Origin of the sequence: Pseudonocardia sp. 73-21 (assembly GCF_001899645.1) — a bacterium.
Classification (GTDB): domain Bacteria; phylum Actinomycetota; class Actinomycetes; order Mycobacteriales; family Pseudonocardiaceae; genus Pseudonocardia.
Map to the genome: position 1 here is coordinate 97,330 of NZ_MKVV01000050.1, position 13,239 is coordinate 110,568.

The 13,239-nt window shown below is 71.3% G+C and carries 14 protein-coding genes; 9 read left to right on the plus strand and 5 right to left on the minus strand.

Annotation, left to right across the window (positions count from 1 at the left end; translation table 11 throughout):
• Positions 1 to 69: 69 nt before the first annotated feature.
• The 6 genes from BGP03_RS16470 to BGP03_RS16495 all read left to right on the plus strand — a co-directional run bounded on the left by BGP03_RS16470 (position 70) and on the right by BGP03_RS16495 (position 2,908).
• Positions 70 to 477 carry a hypothetical protein gene (locus BGP03_RS16470; protein ID WP_298800946.1) on the plus strand — a complete coding sequence of 136 codons (408 nt, stop codon included), beginning with the start codon at positions 70 to 72 and terminating at the stop codon, positions 475 to 477.
• Between the two features lie 183 nt (positions 478 to 660).
• Positions 661 to 1,236 (plus strand): RNA polymerase sigma factor, encoded by a 576-nt coding sequence (locus BGP03_RS16475; RefSeq protein WP_298800947.1) that lies wholly within the window; start codon positions 661 to 663, stop codon positions 1,234 to 1,236.
• Positions 1,233 to 1,616, plus strand: a complete 384-nt coding sequence (locus BGP03_RS16480) for a zf-HC2 domain-containing protein (protein ID WP_298800948.1) — start codon at positions 1,233 to 1,235, stop codon at positions 1,614 to 1,616. The genes BGP03_RS16475 and BGP03_RS16480 overlap by 4 nt, the downstream gene beginning before the upstream one ends.
• Positions 1,617 to 1,786: 170 nt before the next feature.
• The gene (locus BGP03_RS16485) at positions 1,787 to 2,182 is read left to right on the plus strand and encodes an SRPBCC family protein (protein WP_298800949.1); all 396 of its coding nucleotides are present in this window, start codon (positions 1,787 to 1,789) and stop codon (positions 2,180 to 2,182) included.
• A gap of 60 nt (positions 2,183 to 2,242) precedes the next feature.
• Positions 2,243 to 2,443, plus strand: a complete 201-nt coding sequence (locus tag BGP03_RS16490; RefSeq protein WP_298800950.1) for a rhodanese-like domain-containing protein — start codon at positions 2,243 to 2,245, stop codon at positions 2,441 to 2,443.
• A gap of 3 nt (positions 2,444 to 2,446) precedes the next feature.
• Entirely contained in the window at positions 2,447 to 2,908 is a 462-nt protein-coding gene (locus BGP03_RS16495) for a CBS domain-containing protein (protein ID WP_298800951.1), read from the plus strand.
• A 161-nt stretch (positions 2,909 to 3,069) separates the two neighbouring features.
• Here the strand turns inward: BGP03_RS16495 and BGP03_RS16500 are convergent, their stop codons facing one another.
• The gene (locus tag BGP03_RS16500) at positions 3,070 to 4,305 is read right to left on the minus strand and encodes an MFS transporter (protein ID WP_298800952.1); all 1,236 of its coding nucleotides are present in this window, start codon (positions 4,303 to 4,305) and stop codon (positions 3,070 to 3,072) included.
• 445 nt (positions 4,306 to 4,750) lie between these two features.
• Between BGP03_RS16500 and BGP03_RS16505 the strand changes: the two genes are divergently transcribed.
• Entirely contained in the window at positions 4,751 to 5,443 is a 693-nt protein-coding gene (locus tag BGP03_RS16505) for a haloacid dehalogenase type II (protein ID WP_299736671.1), read from the plus strand.
• A 27-nt stretch (positions 5,444 to 5,470) separates the two neighbouring features.
• Here the strand turns inward: BGP03_RS16505 and merA are convergent, their stop codons facing one another.
• Positions 5,471 to 6,859 (minus strand): mercury(II) reductase, encoded by a 1,389-nt coding sequence (merA, locus tag BGP03_RS16510; RefSeq protein ID WP_298800956.1) that lies wholly within the window; start codon positions 6,857 to 6,859, stop codon positions 5,471 to 5,473.
• 195 nt (positions 6,860 to 7,054) lie between these two features.
• On the opposite strand from merA, the gene BGP03_RS16515 reads away from it, so the two are divergent.
• Positions 7,055 to 7,453: a metalloregulator ArsR/SmtB family transcription factor gene (locus BGP03_RS16515; protein ID WP_298800957.1), complete on the plus strand. Its 399-nt coding sequence runs from the start codon at positions 7,055 to 7,057 to the stop codon at positions 7,451 to 7,453.
• Positions 7,454 to 7,554: 101 nt separating this feature from the next.
• Complete coding sequence (locus BGP03_RS16520) at positions 7,555 to 7,929, plus strand: hypothetical protein (protein WP_298800958.1); 375 nt, start codon at positions 7,555 to 7,557, stop codon at positions 7,927 to 7,929.
• A 404-nt stretch (positions 7,930 to 8,333) separates the two neighbouring features.
• Here the strand turns inward: BGP03_RS16520 and BGP03_RS16525 are convergent, their stop codons facing one another.
• The 3 genes from BGP03_RS16525 to BGP03_RS16535 form a co-directional block, all read right to left on the minus strand.
• Positions 8,334 to 8,687: a hypothetical protein gene (locus BGP03_RS16525; protein WP_298800959.1), complete on the minus strand. Its 354-nt coding sequence runs from the start codon at positions 8,685 to 8,687 to the stop codon at positions 8,334 to 8,336.
• Positions 8,688 to 9,307: 620 nt separating this feature from the next.
• The gene (locus tag BGP03_RS16530; protein WP_298800960.1) at positions 9,308 to 10,672 is read right to left on the minus strand and encodes a divalent metal cation transporter; all 1,365 of its coding nucleotides are present in this window, start codon (positions 10,670 to 10,672) and stop codon (positions 9,308 to 9,310) included.
• A complete protein-coding gene (locus tag BGP03_RS16535) occupies positions 10,669 to 12,030 on the minus strand; it encodes a CBS domain-containing protein (protein ID WP_298800961.1) in 1,362 nt (453 codons plus the stop codon). Before BGP03_RS16535 ends, BGP03_RS16530 begins: the two co-directional genes overlap by 4 nt.
• Positions 12,031 to 13,239 lie beyond the last annotated feature (1,209 nt).

Sequence of the window (13,239 nt, forward strand, 5' to 3'; positions counted from 1 at the left end):
GTGACGCTCCCGCCGAGAACCGTCGGCGAGACACCACGCCCACCACCCCCATGAAGGGACATCATTCCCATGCGTCAGTTCAAGCGCTCCCTGGTCGTCGGCGCCCTCGCCGTCCCGCTGATGGTCGCCGGCGCCGGCGCCGCATTCGCCTCGACCGCCACCACCAGCCCCGCCGCCACGACCAGCGCCGCAGTGGTCAACACCGCCTACACCCAGGACTGGACCGCCACCGACAACAGCACCACCAACGACCGCCACCGTCACGACAACAACGGCTACGACAACAACGGCTACGACAACAACGGCTACGGCAACAACGGCTACGGCGATGGCGTCGTGGGTGACCTGGTCGACGGCCTGTTCGGCGGCGGCTACTACGACAACGGCTACAACACCGACAACGGCGACAACACCGACGGCTACGGCTACAGCAGCTACGGCTACGGCAGCTACGGGCTGGGTGGGCTGCTGGGCTGAGTTCGCGCCCGGGCACGCGAGGGACGGGCACGACGCGGGACGGGCCATCCCGCTGGGGCCCGACCAGGCCCGGGGCCGGGCACGGGTGTCGACCTCCCCGTGCCCGGGCCCCGGACCGCCGCCCACAACAGCCTCACCGCACGGTCAGCTTCCCTTCCACACTTTGCGAGGGCTATCGCCGGTATGGACACCGAAGTGTGGTCCCCGCTTGGACGCGACGAGCTGTTCAGACGCCACGTCGTCCCGCACATCCCGACCCTGCTGCGGGCGGCGCGCGCGCTGACCGGGCAGCTCAGCGACGCCGAGGACCTCGTTCAGGACACACTGATCCGCGCCTACCGGGCCCTGCACCAGTTCGACGGAACCCACCCCCGGGCCTGGCTGCTGACCATCCTGCGCCACACCGCATCCAACAACCGCCGAAGGCAGAGCCCGAACCTGCTGCGCGACCCCGGCATCGACCTGGACGAGCTACCCCTGGCCCCACCCCACGATTCGGCCGAACGGATCGCGCTGGGCCGCGAGTTCGACACCGCGGTGAAACAGGCGGTCGATGATCTCACCGACCGCCAGCGCGCCGTCGTCATCCTCGTCGACGTACAAGGACTGTCGGTCGCCCAGGCCGCCCACCGACTCGACCTCCCGGAAGGCACCGTCATGAGCCGGCTGCACGCCGCACGGACCCGGATGCGCCACCGACTCGGCGCCGTCGGCGTCGCACCCAGACCCGGCGACGTGCCGAGACGAGCCGCCCGATGAGCGCGTTCTCCCGGCTGCGCTACACGCTGCGCTGCTCCCCGCTGCTGCGCACCCGCTGCCGACAGGCCAACGCGCTGTTGCAGGACTACCTCGACGGGCACCTCGACAGCGCCGCCACCGACCTGCTGCGCACGCACCTCGCCTGCTGCCGGCCCTGCGGGCTCGAGGCCGAGGCCTACCTCCGGCTTCGTGACGCCCTGGCCCAGGGGCACCCTGCGCCGCCCGCGGCCGTGCGGCGGCTGGAGGAATTCGCGGACCGCCTCCTCGACCACAACAGGCCCAGCCATCCGGCGAACCGGGACAGACGCCCCGACGATGGCCCGGACCCGGATGCTCACGATCGCGGAGCCGATCCCACGCGCCGCCACCCACGGGCCTGACACCGCCACGGCGGCGGCGCTGATCCGCGCGTCCGGCTCGTCGTCCGCCGCTGGGCTCGACCACCGCGATCGTGTCATCTCCCTGACAGTCCAGGTTCGCGGCCCCTCACCGAGGGCATCCCGACCTCAGCCGGCCGAGCGGCCAGTGCACCCACGAGGAGGAGTTCTTGATGGCCACCCTGCGTACCCATCTCACCATCGACCGGCCTCCCGCCGAGGTCTGGTCGGTCGTCAGTGACGCCGGGAACATCTCGGCCTGGTTCCCGACGGTGAAGACCTCCGAGGCGAGCGGCGAGCAGCGGCACTGCACGCTCGACGGCGATGTCCCGCTGGACGAGGAGATCGTCACCAACGACCCGCAGCTGCGCCGGTTCCAATACCGCATCGTCGGCGGCGGGGTCCCGGTCACCTCGCACCTGGGCACCGTGGACGTGCTCGACCAGGCCGGGTCCAGCCTGGTCGTCTACAGCACCGAGGTCACCCCCGACGAGGTCGCCGACACGCTCGGCCCGGCGATCGAGGACGGGCTCCGCGGCCTGAAGACCTACTGCGAGTCGCACGCCTGACCGGTGCGGTAGCTCAGGCACCGGCACAGTGCCGCCAGGCCCCCACCCGAGGAGAGACAGATGACGGCCATCGACTACCCCCAGCTGCGTCGGCTGCTCGACGACGGCGCACAGCTCGTCGAGGTGCTCCCGGCGGGCGAGTACGGCGAGATGCACCTGCCCGGCGCGGTCAACATTCCGCTCAAGACCCTCGACGCCGCCACGACCGCCGGTCTGGAACGGACCCGGCCGGTCATCGTGTACTGCTGGGACGCCCTTTGAGATATGAGCCCACGAGCCGCGTGCCGGCTCGCCACGCTCGGCTTCACCCAGGTCCATGACTACGTGCTGGGGAAGGTGGACTGGCTCGCCCGCAACCAGCCGGTCGCGGGGACCGACGCCGACACCCCGACGATCGGGCAGCACCTGCGTCACGAGGTGAGCACCGCGCGCCCCGACGAACCGGTCGCGGTGCTGCGGGCCCGGGTCGCCACGTCCGCGCACCGCTTCGCGCTGGTCACCACCGCCGAGGGCACCCTGCTCGGGCGGTTGCGCGCCGCCGCCCTCGACGATGGCGATCCCGACCGGGCGGTGAGCGAGGTGATGGAGCCCGGGCCGTCCACGCTGCGCCCGCACGAACCGGCCGCCGCGATCAAGGCTCGGCTGGTCGAGAAAGGCTTGACCTACGCGATCGTCGCCGATCCCGACGGGCGCCTGCTGGGCACCGTCCATCCCGCGGACCTGTGACCGGCGGGCGCGCCCAGCGGGGGCCTCCGGTCGCCCGCGGTCCTCAGTGAAATGGCGAACGGCCGTCGTCGACTCGCTGCACTCGGTGAACACGTCCTGCACGTGACGGACCCGGGACCGCAGGGGTTACGTGTGGCCTGCCGTTCGGCACGGCAGAGGCGCTACCGGTGGGAGCGCTGCTGCCCGTGACCGGCCGCGCTCGGTGTGGCGCGCCATCCGATGGCGGCGGCGAGCAGCAGCAGCGCGCCGCCGAGGTAGTAGACGGCCGCGATGCCGAGCGCGGCGGCGAGCAGCCCGCCGGCGAGCAGGGAGACCAGGCGGCCGAGCTGCCAGAACACGTCGAAGGCAGCGAAGATCCGGCCGCGGGCGCGTTCGGGGGTGTGGGTTTGCAGAAGCGAGGTGAAGGTGACCGCGCCGCTGGAGGTGCCCATCCCGTAGACCGCGAGCGCGACCAGCGCGAGCGGGAGCGCGGTGAACGTGGCGAGGGCGACATCCACCAGGCCGCGCAACACGTAGGGCCCGAACACGAACACCGGCCGGCGCGGGTCGGCGACCAGCCGGGTCAGCAGGAACGGGCCGAGCGCGGCGCCGATCCCGATCGCACCGAGTAGCAGCCCATACCCGCCCGGTGGGAGCGCCAGGTGGTCGCGGGCCAGCACCACGAGCAGCGCGCTGGTCGCGCCCGCCGACAGCGCGGCCAGCAGTTGCCCGGCGCCCAGCGCCCGCAGCAGCCGGTCGGTGGCCAGCAACCGGATCCCGGCGGCGGCGTCGGCGAAGAACCCGCGCCGCTCGGTGCGTGCCGGCGGGGCGGGCAGTCGCAGCCCGAGCAGCACGATCGCGCTCAGCGCGAAGCTGGCGGCGTTGATCCCGAACGCCGGCCCGGAGCCCAGCGCGGTGTAGAAGATCCCGGCCAGCGGGGCCAGCGCGATCTGCGACAGCACCGCCGCGGTCCAGATACCGGAGTTCGCCGCGACCAGCTCGGTGTCTCCCACCAGCGTGGGGAGGGCACTGCCCGCGGCCGGGTTGAACAGCACCGCGCCGACCGAGAGCCCGAACGCGATCGCGTACACCGCGACCACGTTGGGCCCGACAAAGATCAGTGCGGCGGCCAGAACGGCGCGCCACACATCGGCGGCGACCATCACCGCCACCCGGGGCAGCCGGTCGACCAGCGTGCCGGCCAGCGGGGCCAGCAGCAACACCGGGATGATCTCGGCGAACACCACCGCGCTGACCCCCAGCGCCGTCCCGGTCAGGTCGAACACCAACAACGCCAGGGCCACGGTGGCGAACACGTCCCCGGCCTGGGACACCGTGCGCGCGGTCCACAGCCGGCGATAGCCGGGGTGGGCGAACACCGCGCGCAGCCCGACCCGCGAGGGCGGGATGCGGGTCACGTGCGGACCGGGTCGGCCGGGGCGGCGGGTGCGTGCACGATGATGTGGCCGAGCACAGCCTCGCGTCCGTCGCGCCCCATCGATTGACCGTACCCGAGGTCAAGGTTCCACGGCCGCGGCAACCGCGCTGAACAGCAACGCTTGTTACCCGGAAGCGATGAACGTGACAGAGACCAGGACACGACAGCGCAGCAGGTCCGGGGCAGGGCGCGGACCGGATGCGGGCAACGGAGCGGGACCCGCGCTGCGCCGGGCCGCCGGGGTCCGAGACCTCCCGCCTCGGCGACGCGTTGGCAACCTTCGGGCAGCTCGCCACGGTGCTGCTGGAGGAGACCGGCCGCTCACCGAGGGTCACTGGTCGTGGGCGCCCGACGGTCTGGGCCCCGATCGGGATGCGGCGGCGACGTCACGGTTGATCGGTGTCGCCGCGGGGAACTACGACCCCATGACTGCCAGCCGACCCGCAACGGTCCTGCCACTGATCGTGTTCGACGTCAACGAGACACTCTCGGACATGACGCCGCTGGCTGGGCGGTTCACTGATGTCGGTGCCCCGGCCCAGCTGGCCAAGCTCTGGTTCGCCGGACTGCTGCGCGACGGATTCGCGCGCACCGCGGCCGGTGCGTCGGAGCGGTTCAGCGTGCTCGCCGCCGCGTCGCTGCGCACGGTCCTACACGGGGTCGATCTCGATCGTGACCTCGATTCCGCGATCGACCACGTCCTGGACGGGTTCGCGCACCTGCCAGTCCATCCTGACGTTCCCGATGGTGTCCGGGCGCTGCGCGCTGATGGCTACCACCTGGTGACGTTGAGCAACGGTTCTGCCGACGTCGCGCAGAAGCTGCTCGACCGCGCCGGGCTGGCAGCGGAGTTCGACCGGTTGCTGTCGGTGGAACAGGCCGGCACCTGGAAGCCGGCACCCGGCAGCTACCGGTACGCCGCATCCACCTGTGGCGTCGCGGCCGAGGAGATGCTGCTGGTTGCTGTCCATCCCTGGGATATCGACGGTGCCGCGCGCGCCGGCCTGCGCACTGCGTGGATCAACCGGGCCGCCGCGCCCTACCCCGACCACTTCAGCCGACCCGACTACACCGTCACCGGCCTGGACCTGCTGGTGGCCGAGCTAAAGACGGCGTGACACCGTCCGGGGGCGGCCCCTCGCGGGTCAGGCGCAGCAGGAGGTGGGCATGTCGGTGCGGAACAACCCGGCCGCGATGCGCAGGCTCTCGGCCATGGTCAGATACGGCGCCCAGGTGTCGGCGACCTCGTCCACGGTCATCGCTGCCTTTATCGCGTAGGTCGCGGCCAGCATCAGTTCCCCGGCCGCGTCCGCGGCGGCGTGCACACCCAGGACCCGCCCGGTCTCAGCGTCGGCGACCAGCTTCACCACCCCGCGGGTGTCGCCGTTGGCCAGCGCACGGGGCACGTCGACCAGGTGCAGCACCCGGCACACGCACCGGTACCCGGCCTCGAGCGCCTGGGCTTCGGTGAGCCCGGCCGAGCCAAGCTGCGGGCGGGTGAACACCACCCCGGGCATCCCGGTGTAGTCCACAACCGCCGGCCGCGCCCCGGCGGCGGCGGTGGCGTTCAGCGCGGCCGCGCGCCCGGTGGCGGCGGCCACGTAGACGTACTGCGGGCCCCCGGCCACATCCCCGGCGGCGAAGATCCGCGGGTTGGAGCTGGCCTGCCGCTCGTCGACCACGACGAAACCCCGCCCGTCGGTCTTCACCCCGGCCACATCCAGGCCCAGGGTCGCGGTACGCGGGCTGCGCCCGGTCGCCACCAGCAGCCTGGCGCCGCTCACGCGCTGCCCGGACCGGGTCACCACCACGACCTGCCCGTCGACAGTCTCGACCGCGACCGCCCGATCCTCGACGACCGTGATCCCGTCATCGGCGAACACCCCGCGTAGCGCGTCAGCGACCTCCGGTTCGGCGGCCGGGGCCAGCCGGCCGACCAGGGTGACCCGGGCGCCGAGGTGGGCGAACAGCTGCGCCTGCTCCATCCCCACGTAGCCGCCGCCGATGACGACCAGCGACTCCGGCAGCGCCGTGAGCTCCATCGCGGTGGTCGAGCTGAGCCAGTCGACCTCCTCGAGGCCCGGCAGCCCGGGATCCGCGGGGTCGGCGCCGGTCGCGATCAGATACGCCCGCGCCGCCACCGGTTGCCCGTTCACGACCAGGGTGTCCTCGCTGGTGAACCGGGCATGCCCGGGGCGGATCTCGAACCCGTGGGCGGTGGCCACGTCGGCGTACTTGGCCTGGCGCAGCCGCCCGACCAGCTCGTCCTTCTGCCCGACCAATGCGCCCAGATCCACCGGTCCGGCCGAGGTCGGTGCGCCCGGGAACGGGTTGCCCACCGCCGAATGCCGGGCCCCGGCCGCGGCCAGCAACGTCTTGGACGGCACACAGCCGACGTTGACACACGTCCCGCCCAGGGTGGCCTGCTCGATGAGCCCCACGGTCTTCCCGGCCTGCCGCGCCGCGATCGCCGCCGCCATCGCCGCGCCCCCGGAACCGATCACGGCCAGGTCGAACACATCGGTGTCATTCACTGAGCAACCTCCAGGAAGTCGTGCGGTCAGGCGGTCAGGCCGGGCGGTGGAACCCCCGGTCCCCGGCGGAGGTTCCCCGGGATGCTGATCGCGGGGTACCCGTCACCGAATCGTTCAATCTGCTTTGCCGAATGTATGCTAGCTTCCTGGCACTCGTGCAGGCGGAGCGTCGATCGTGGAAGGAACTGGACACGGATGGCCGACAACCCGGGCACCACCGCACCGGCCGCACCGGCGACGATTCCGCTGCTCGGCGGTGGTGAGCAGGCGGGAGTGGTGGCGAAGTTCTTCCGCGCGTTGGGCGACCCGACCCGGCTACGGCTGCTGGAGTTGCTGCTCGCCGGCGAACACACCGTCAGCGAGTGCGTCACCCACGCCGGGCTGTCCCAGGGACGGGTGTCGGTGCACCTGGCGTATCTGGCCGAGTGCGGCTACGTCGCCGCCCGGCGTAAGGGCCGATTCAGTCACTACCGGGTCGTCGACCCGCGGGTGGCCGATCTGGTCGTACTGGCCCGGTCGCTGGCCGCGGACAACTGCACCGCACTCAACGCCTGCGAGCGCATCGCCCCGTTACCTGAGAAACCCCGCACCTAAACGAGCGAGATTGAACACCCACCCGTCCTGTCTGCTGATCCCTCCCGCCACCTGCTGTGCGACGGGCTCGGTATGGCCGCGCTGGTCGCGGTGCCGGTGCTGTGCTGCGTCTGGCCCGCTTTGCTCGCCGCCGGCGCGCTGGGCGTACTCGGGTCCGGGCTGCTCAACCCCTGACTGATCGGTACCGCGATCCTGCTCGCCCTCGGCGCGGTGGCCAGGCGGTTGAGTGGGAGGCGGCCGCCGAGTGGCGGCGAGGCGGTTACCTGTTCTGGCGTCGGCTCTACGTCGCCGCCGAGAGCGGCTGGGTCAGCCTGCTCGAGCTGCATGATCGCCGCCTGAGCGTGGTCGGCTCGGATCATCTGGCCGACGGCGCGCACGTGGTCGCCGTCGACGAGCTCACCCACCACAGCTTCTATCCGCTGCCCGCCGGCGCGGACGGCCACCCCGCACTCCTGGAAGCAGAACCGCTCTCGTAGCTCGTAGCTCGTAGACGAGCGCCGATCCGTCGGATAACGGTCGCATGTGGGCGTCTCACGGCGAAGGGCGACACGCCCGGCCAGCATCGTCCGAAACCCGTGTCTGGAACTGGGCGGGTCGCGGACGACTGTCGGACGTTTCCGAGTCGATCCCCAGCATGAGGATCCGGAACGCGCGGGTCTCGACCGACCAGACCGCCGACGGCCAGCCCGGCGCCAGCCGGGTTAATCAGCAGGGTCCGAAGCCGATCTCCAGGACACTCTGCCCTGGTCGCAGCGGTAGCAGCGCCGCCATCTCGGACACGTTGCGAGCCGCTGACCTGCACACAAAGCCAAGACGTGCCCCAGAACCCACCGTTAACTGCGGAACGCAGGCCCGAGTCCGCCTGCTGCTGCTACTACTACTACTGGTTGTCGTCGCGGGCGGTGAGCAGCTCGACGATCTGGGCCATGCCGGCGGCGGTCTGGTCGAACCGGCCGCGCATCTCGGTGAAGCCGTTGTCGACCTGGTCGAACTTTGCGCGCATCTCGGTGCGTAGCTCGGTCAGCGCGGCCCGGGTCTCGGCGACCCCGGCGGCGGTCTGCACGCCGAGGGCGTTGATCGCGGAGCGGTTGGCGTCGACCTTGACCCCGAGGTCGGCCAGGTCACGATCCCGGGCGGCCGCGAGGTGCCGCGCGGCCGCGGCGTCGGCGGCGACCTCCTCTATGCGGGCCTCCAGCGCGGACAGCCGGGCCTCGACGTCGGAAGGGTTGGACACGGACCGAGCGTACCGAGCTGGCGGCGACCGGGGCCGGGGAGCTCCGGAGAAGGTGTCCGCGGTGTGCTGCCATGTGGGGGCATATCGAGGCCACTATGGGAAGTAGCGGTCGATACGACGCAGCAACCGTCCCAACGGCCCATGTTCGTGCCAGCCGCGGCTGATTACGGCATCGCGGGCCGTGTTGATGGCGCCGCGCGCCCGGGTCGCCGGGCTTCGGTTTCCAGTGTCGCGGCGGGCGGTGGCGCGCCGTTTGAGGAACACCGCGCAGCCCAGGCAGACCCGACCTCGGGGTGTTGCCCGAGGCGGGTCAGCTCGGTCTCGGGGTAGGGCCGTCCGCAGCACCATCAGGTCGGGACGGCGGCCGGTTCGTGTTGGGCTTGGGTGCTCATCGGACACCTCCGCGCTGGATGCGGCCTCGTGGCGTCAGGGCGGGTCGCTGGGTGGACGGTACCCAACCGCCGCCCTTCCGGGCCGGTGACGATGGCGTAGCTGAGGTGGCGCTGCTCCAACCCGCCGCCGGCCGCCATCGATGCGGCCGCCAGGACGTGCGCGGATCTCGGCCGTCTACGACGGCGCCCGGGGTGAGCGCGCGACAGCTGTCCGTCCGCGGACAGCCGTCAGGCCAGGCCGACCAGCCCGAGGAGGGTTTGGCCGACCAGGAGCAGGGACATGACCGCAACCGCGGTGACCGCGACGGTGGCAGCGACCCGGAACACTCGCCCGTTGACCGCGTCGCCCAGGACGCTGCGTCGGTTGGCCAGGATCAGGATGTAACTGAGCACGATCGGCGCGACCACACCTTGCAGGACCTGGGTGCCGATCAGCAGGCTGATCAGGTTGACCGGGGTGAGCGCGACCGCGGCGCCGAGGAACACCTGAAAGGTGAACAAGCCCAGGAACAGCGGGGCCTCCCGGAACCGCCGCGAGACGGAGCGCTCGACACCGATGGCCTCGCTGATCGCGTACGAGCTCGACAACGGGACGACCGCGCCGGCGAGCGCGCTCGCCCCGAGCAGCCCGAACGCGAAAAGCAGCTCGGCTCCGGATCCGGCAACCGGGCGCAGTGCTTGGGCGGCTTGGTCGGCGGAGTCGAGGGGGCCTTGGCCTCCGATGGTGGCTCCGGTGGCGATGATGATGGTGATGGAGATGATGCAGGCGAACAGGGCGCCACTGATCGCGTCGGCGCGCACCAAAGGATAGTCGCCGGGCCCGGCTCCGCGGTCAACGACGCCGGCGGCGGCGTAAAGCTGCATGTAAGGGCTGACGGTGGTGCCGATCAGGGCGACACCCAGCAGCACGAACGCCTTATCGGCGACGAAGTGCGGCAGCACCAGGTTCGCGCCGACTGCCGACCAGTCGGGGTGTCCGAGGATCGCGGCGATCGGGTAGGCCAGGAATGCCAGCGAGAACACCAGGAAGATCCGCTCGGCGTAGCGGTAGGACCCGAACAGCACCAAAGCCCAGATCAGCACGGCGAAGATCGGCACCACCACGTACCGGCTGAGGCCGATGAGTTCGAACGCGGCACCGATACCGGCGAACTCGCTGACCACCAGCCCGGTGTTGGCCAGCAGCACGCAGAACAGGGCCAGCGCGGTCCAGCGCAGGCTGAACTGTTCGCGGATCAGCGCGGCCAGTCCTTTACCGGTGTAGGTGCCCAGCCGGACCGACATCTCCTGCACGAGGACCAGGGCGACGGTGACCAGCACCATGAAGAACAGGGTGCGGTACACGAACTGGGATCCGGCCGAGGAGTAGGTAGCGATGCCGGCGGCGTCGTTGCCGGCGTTCGCGGCGATCAAGCCCGGACCGGCGATCGCGAGGTAGGCGAAGATCCGGCCGCGGCGCAGCCGCTGCCACAGCGTCGCGCCTGGTCGCGGCGCAGGCGACGGATCGTGGGGCGCCAGGGAAGGTGTCTCCGTTGTGGATGTGCCGGCGGTGACCGGGGCTCGGTCGCCGGCGTTGTCGTCGCGGGTGGTCATCGCAGCAGCCTCGGGAAGTGTCGACGTCCGGTCTCGGGGGTCAGCGCGTCGACGACGTCGTCGGCGAGGATCCGTCCCAGCGGTCGGCGGTCGGCGTCGAGGACCAGCAGCGAGGACCGCCGGGACTCCACCAGCGCGGCGGCGACCTCACCGACGTCGGCGTGCGGGCCCACCGTGACCGGGTCGACGTGGTTGCTGCCGCGCAGCAGCTCGATCAGAGTCTGCCCGGGCGGGGCGATGACCAGGTCGAACAGCGGCACGTCGGCCACCACGCGGTCCTCGGCATCGCAGATCACGACAGCGTCGATCTCGTTGCGGTGTTCGGTCCACTCAGCCAGTCGCGCCCGCAGCTCGGCGATGGTGTCGTGTTCTCTGGCGGTCAAGAGTCTTGTGGTCATGAACCCGCCGGCCTCGTGCTCCGGATAACCCAGCTGTCGCAATAGGTGCTCGCGGGAGGCGGCTGGCATCCGGTCGAGCAACTCGTGGCGTTCCTGTCCGCTTAGGTCGCGCAGGGCGTCGACGGCCTCGTCGGACTCCATCGTCGCGACCAGCGCGGCGGCCTGATCGGGGGTGGATTCGCGCAGCAGACTTTCCAGCTCATCGGGGTCCATCTCCTCCAGGGCGTCCGCCGCCGCGCCCGGCCGCAACGACGCCAGCAGCTCTTGGCGGGCGGGGCGGCCGAGGTCCTCCAACAGGTCGGCGAGCTCCCCAGGGCGCAGCCGGTGCAACGCTTCCTGGCTGCGTCGCAGCCGGACCGTGGCCGGGCCGTCGGTGGACTCCTCCCCGAACGGGGCGACGGCGTCCCAGTCGATGACTCGGTCGGGGGTGGGGTGCCAGCGCAGCCGCTTGGGGCCCAGCCGCCGCAGCAACGACTGCACGCTGACATCGACCCCGACCAGCACCGTGTACTCCCCGACCGGGGCCAGGTACAGGTCGGCGGCCCGAATGACCTGCACGCCGTCGACGTCGACCAGCTGGTGATCCAGCACATCACGGGCCAGCAGCACCTCGCCGGGGCGGCGCTGATAGTCGCGCAGGTCGAACCGGGCGGTGCGCAGCGCGACGCTGCGCCGCTCGACGGCGTGGATGGCGGTGGCGTCCATGAACGCCCGGCGGCGTCCGATCCGGATCACCAGCCCGGTGACGGGCGGGTAGCGCTCCTCGCCGTAGAGGCGGGCCACCACATCGACCAGCCGCCCGACCTCCTGGCCGGTCTGGTTACGGACCGGGGTGCCGATCAGCCCGGCCAGCGACACGATCGCGTGCCGGACCGCGCGGGTCGTGGTGGCCCGCTCGACGCGGACCTGGGTGCGGGCGCGCAGCACCTGGGTGGTGCGAAGCGAGGGGCGAGCGGGCACGAGGACCTCCTCGAGTGCGCCCCGCACCCGAGCCGCTACAACCGGCAGGGATCCATGGCAGGGCGGGGGATGGACATCAAGGCGACAGGGCGGGTGTGGGCGTGCGGCGCATGACGGTCACGCCCCTCACCCCGTTGACCGGGAGGTTCATCGTCCACGATGCCTCACCTCCCATCCCCTCGTGACCCTCACGCAGGTCCCATCCGTTCCCTTAGAACCGGAGCGACTGTACCCATACGTACGATGCCCACGCGGTGCGCGGCGCTCGTCGCCGGTGGGTGTCAGCACGCGTTCACCTGCCGGACGGATCTCGCTCTGGGCAGAAGGCCAAGATCGCCTTCGCATCATGGACGCTGAGCCCGAACTGGCGCATCAGGTCCCATTGGAGCGGCCCGCTCGGACCTGCACGACCGCGACGAACAACACCGCCGGCGACACCGCCGGAAGCGCCGCGGCCAACCCGGTCGGCACCCTCGCGAGGAGGTCCGCCTCGGCGTCACCGTGCGGATCTCCCCACTGGGTCACACCGTCGTCGCCCCGTCGCTGCGTGTGCCAGAAACGCGACCGCACGACCTGCTCCTCCATCGCGATCCTGCCTCGAGCTCCGTCGCCGCCGGCCAACCCGACCGACCTGGAAGGTACGGTTCGCGAGTACGACCAGGGCCAGCAGCAGGGCGGCTACGACCAGCAGCGGGGTTGTTACGACCGGGGCCAGCAGTGCTGACCGATGAAGATGGGCCGGGGGCTCGGAATCGTCGGATCGGTCGTCGCGGGCTGATCTTCGGGCTGTTCACCGGGAGCGTCCGCGGGTTCCAGCCGGCCCGTTTCGCGCAGCGGGGCGGGGGTGGCGGGGTTGTCGGGCCCAGGATCGTGAACGCCCGCTGGGCCCGGTGCCAACCGCGGCCAGGGTGGTGAAGGGCAGCAGTGGGGCGGTTGGAGCAGCGGCTGCATGTCACCCCCAGGATCAACAAGTGACAGCGGCCAGTCCAGACTCCCCGTAGGCGGCCATTTACCGCCCCGGTGACGGCCAGTGTTCTCCCCGCTGGCGGCCAGGTATCTCCCCGGTGACCAGTAGTGGTTGCCGGCGGCGAGGGTCTGCCCCGCGTTCCGCAGCTGATGGACTGATCTGGACACACGCCGCGGTATCGTCCCAGGTCAGGATGTTGGGGTAGGCCCGAAACCGGTGAAAGTACTGGACACACGTTCGAT

Bases quoted from the DNA above. Each gene is read 5' to 3' on its own strand.
- BGP03_RS16470 (WP_298800946.1), top strand. From the start codon at position 70: ATGCGTCAGTTCAAGCGCTCCCTGGTCGTCGGCGCCCTCGCCGTCCCG.
- BGP03_RS16495 (WP_298800951.1), top strand. From the start codon at position 2,447: ATGAGCCCACGAGCCGCGTGCCGGCTCGCCACGCTCGGCTTCACCCAG.
- BGP03_RS16530 (WP_298800960.1), bottom strand. From the start codon at position 10,672: ATGACCACCCGCGACGACAACGCCGGCGACCGAGCCCCGGTCACCGCC.
- BGP03_RS16505 (WP_299736671.1), top strand. From the start codon at position 4,751: ATGACTGCCAGCCGACCCGCAACGGTCCTGCCACTGATCGTGTTCGAC.
- BGP03_RS16475 (WP_298800947.1), top strand. From the start codon at position 661: ATGGACACCGAAGTGTGGTCCCCGCTTGGACGCGACGAGCTGTTCAGA.
- BGP03_RS16490 (WP_298800950.1), top strand. From the start codon at position 2,243: ATGACGGCCATCGACTACCCCCAGCTGCGTCGGCTGCTCGACGACGGC.
- BGP03_RS16480 (WP_298800948.1), top strand. From the start codon at position 1,233: ATGAGCGCGTTCTCCCGGCTGCGCTACACGCTGCGCTGCTCCCCGCTG.
- BGP03_RS16485 (WP_298800949.1), top strand. From the start codon at position 1,787: ATGGCCACCCTGCGTACCCATCTCACCATCGACCGGCCTCCCGCCGAG.
- BGP03_RS16515 (WP_298800957.1), top strand. From the start codon at position 7,055: ATGGCCGACAACCCGGGCACCACCGCACCGGCCGCACCGGCGACGATT.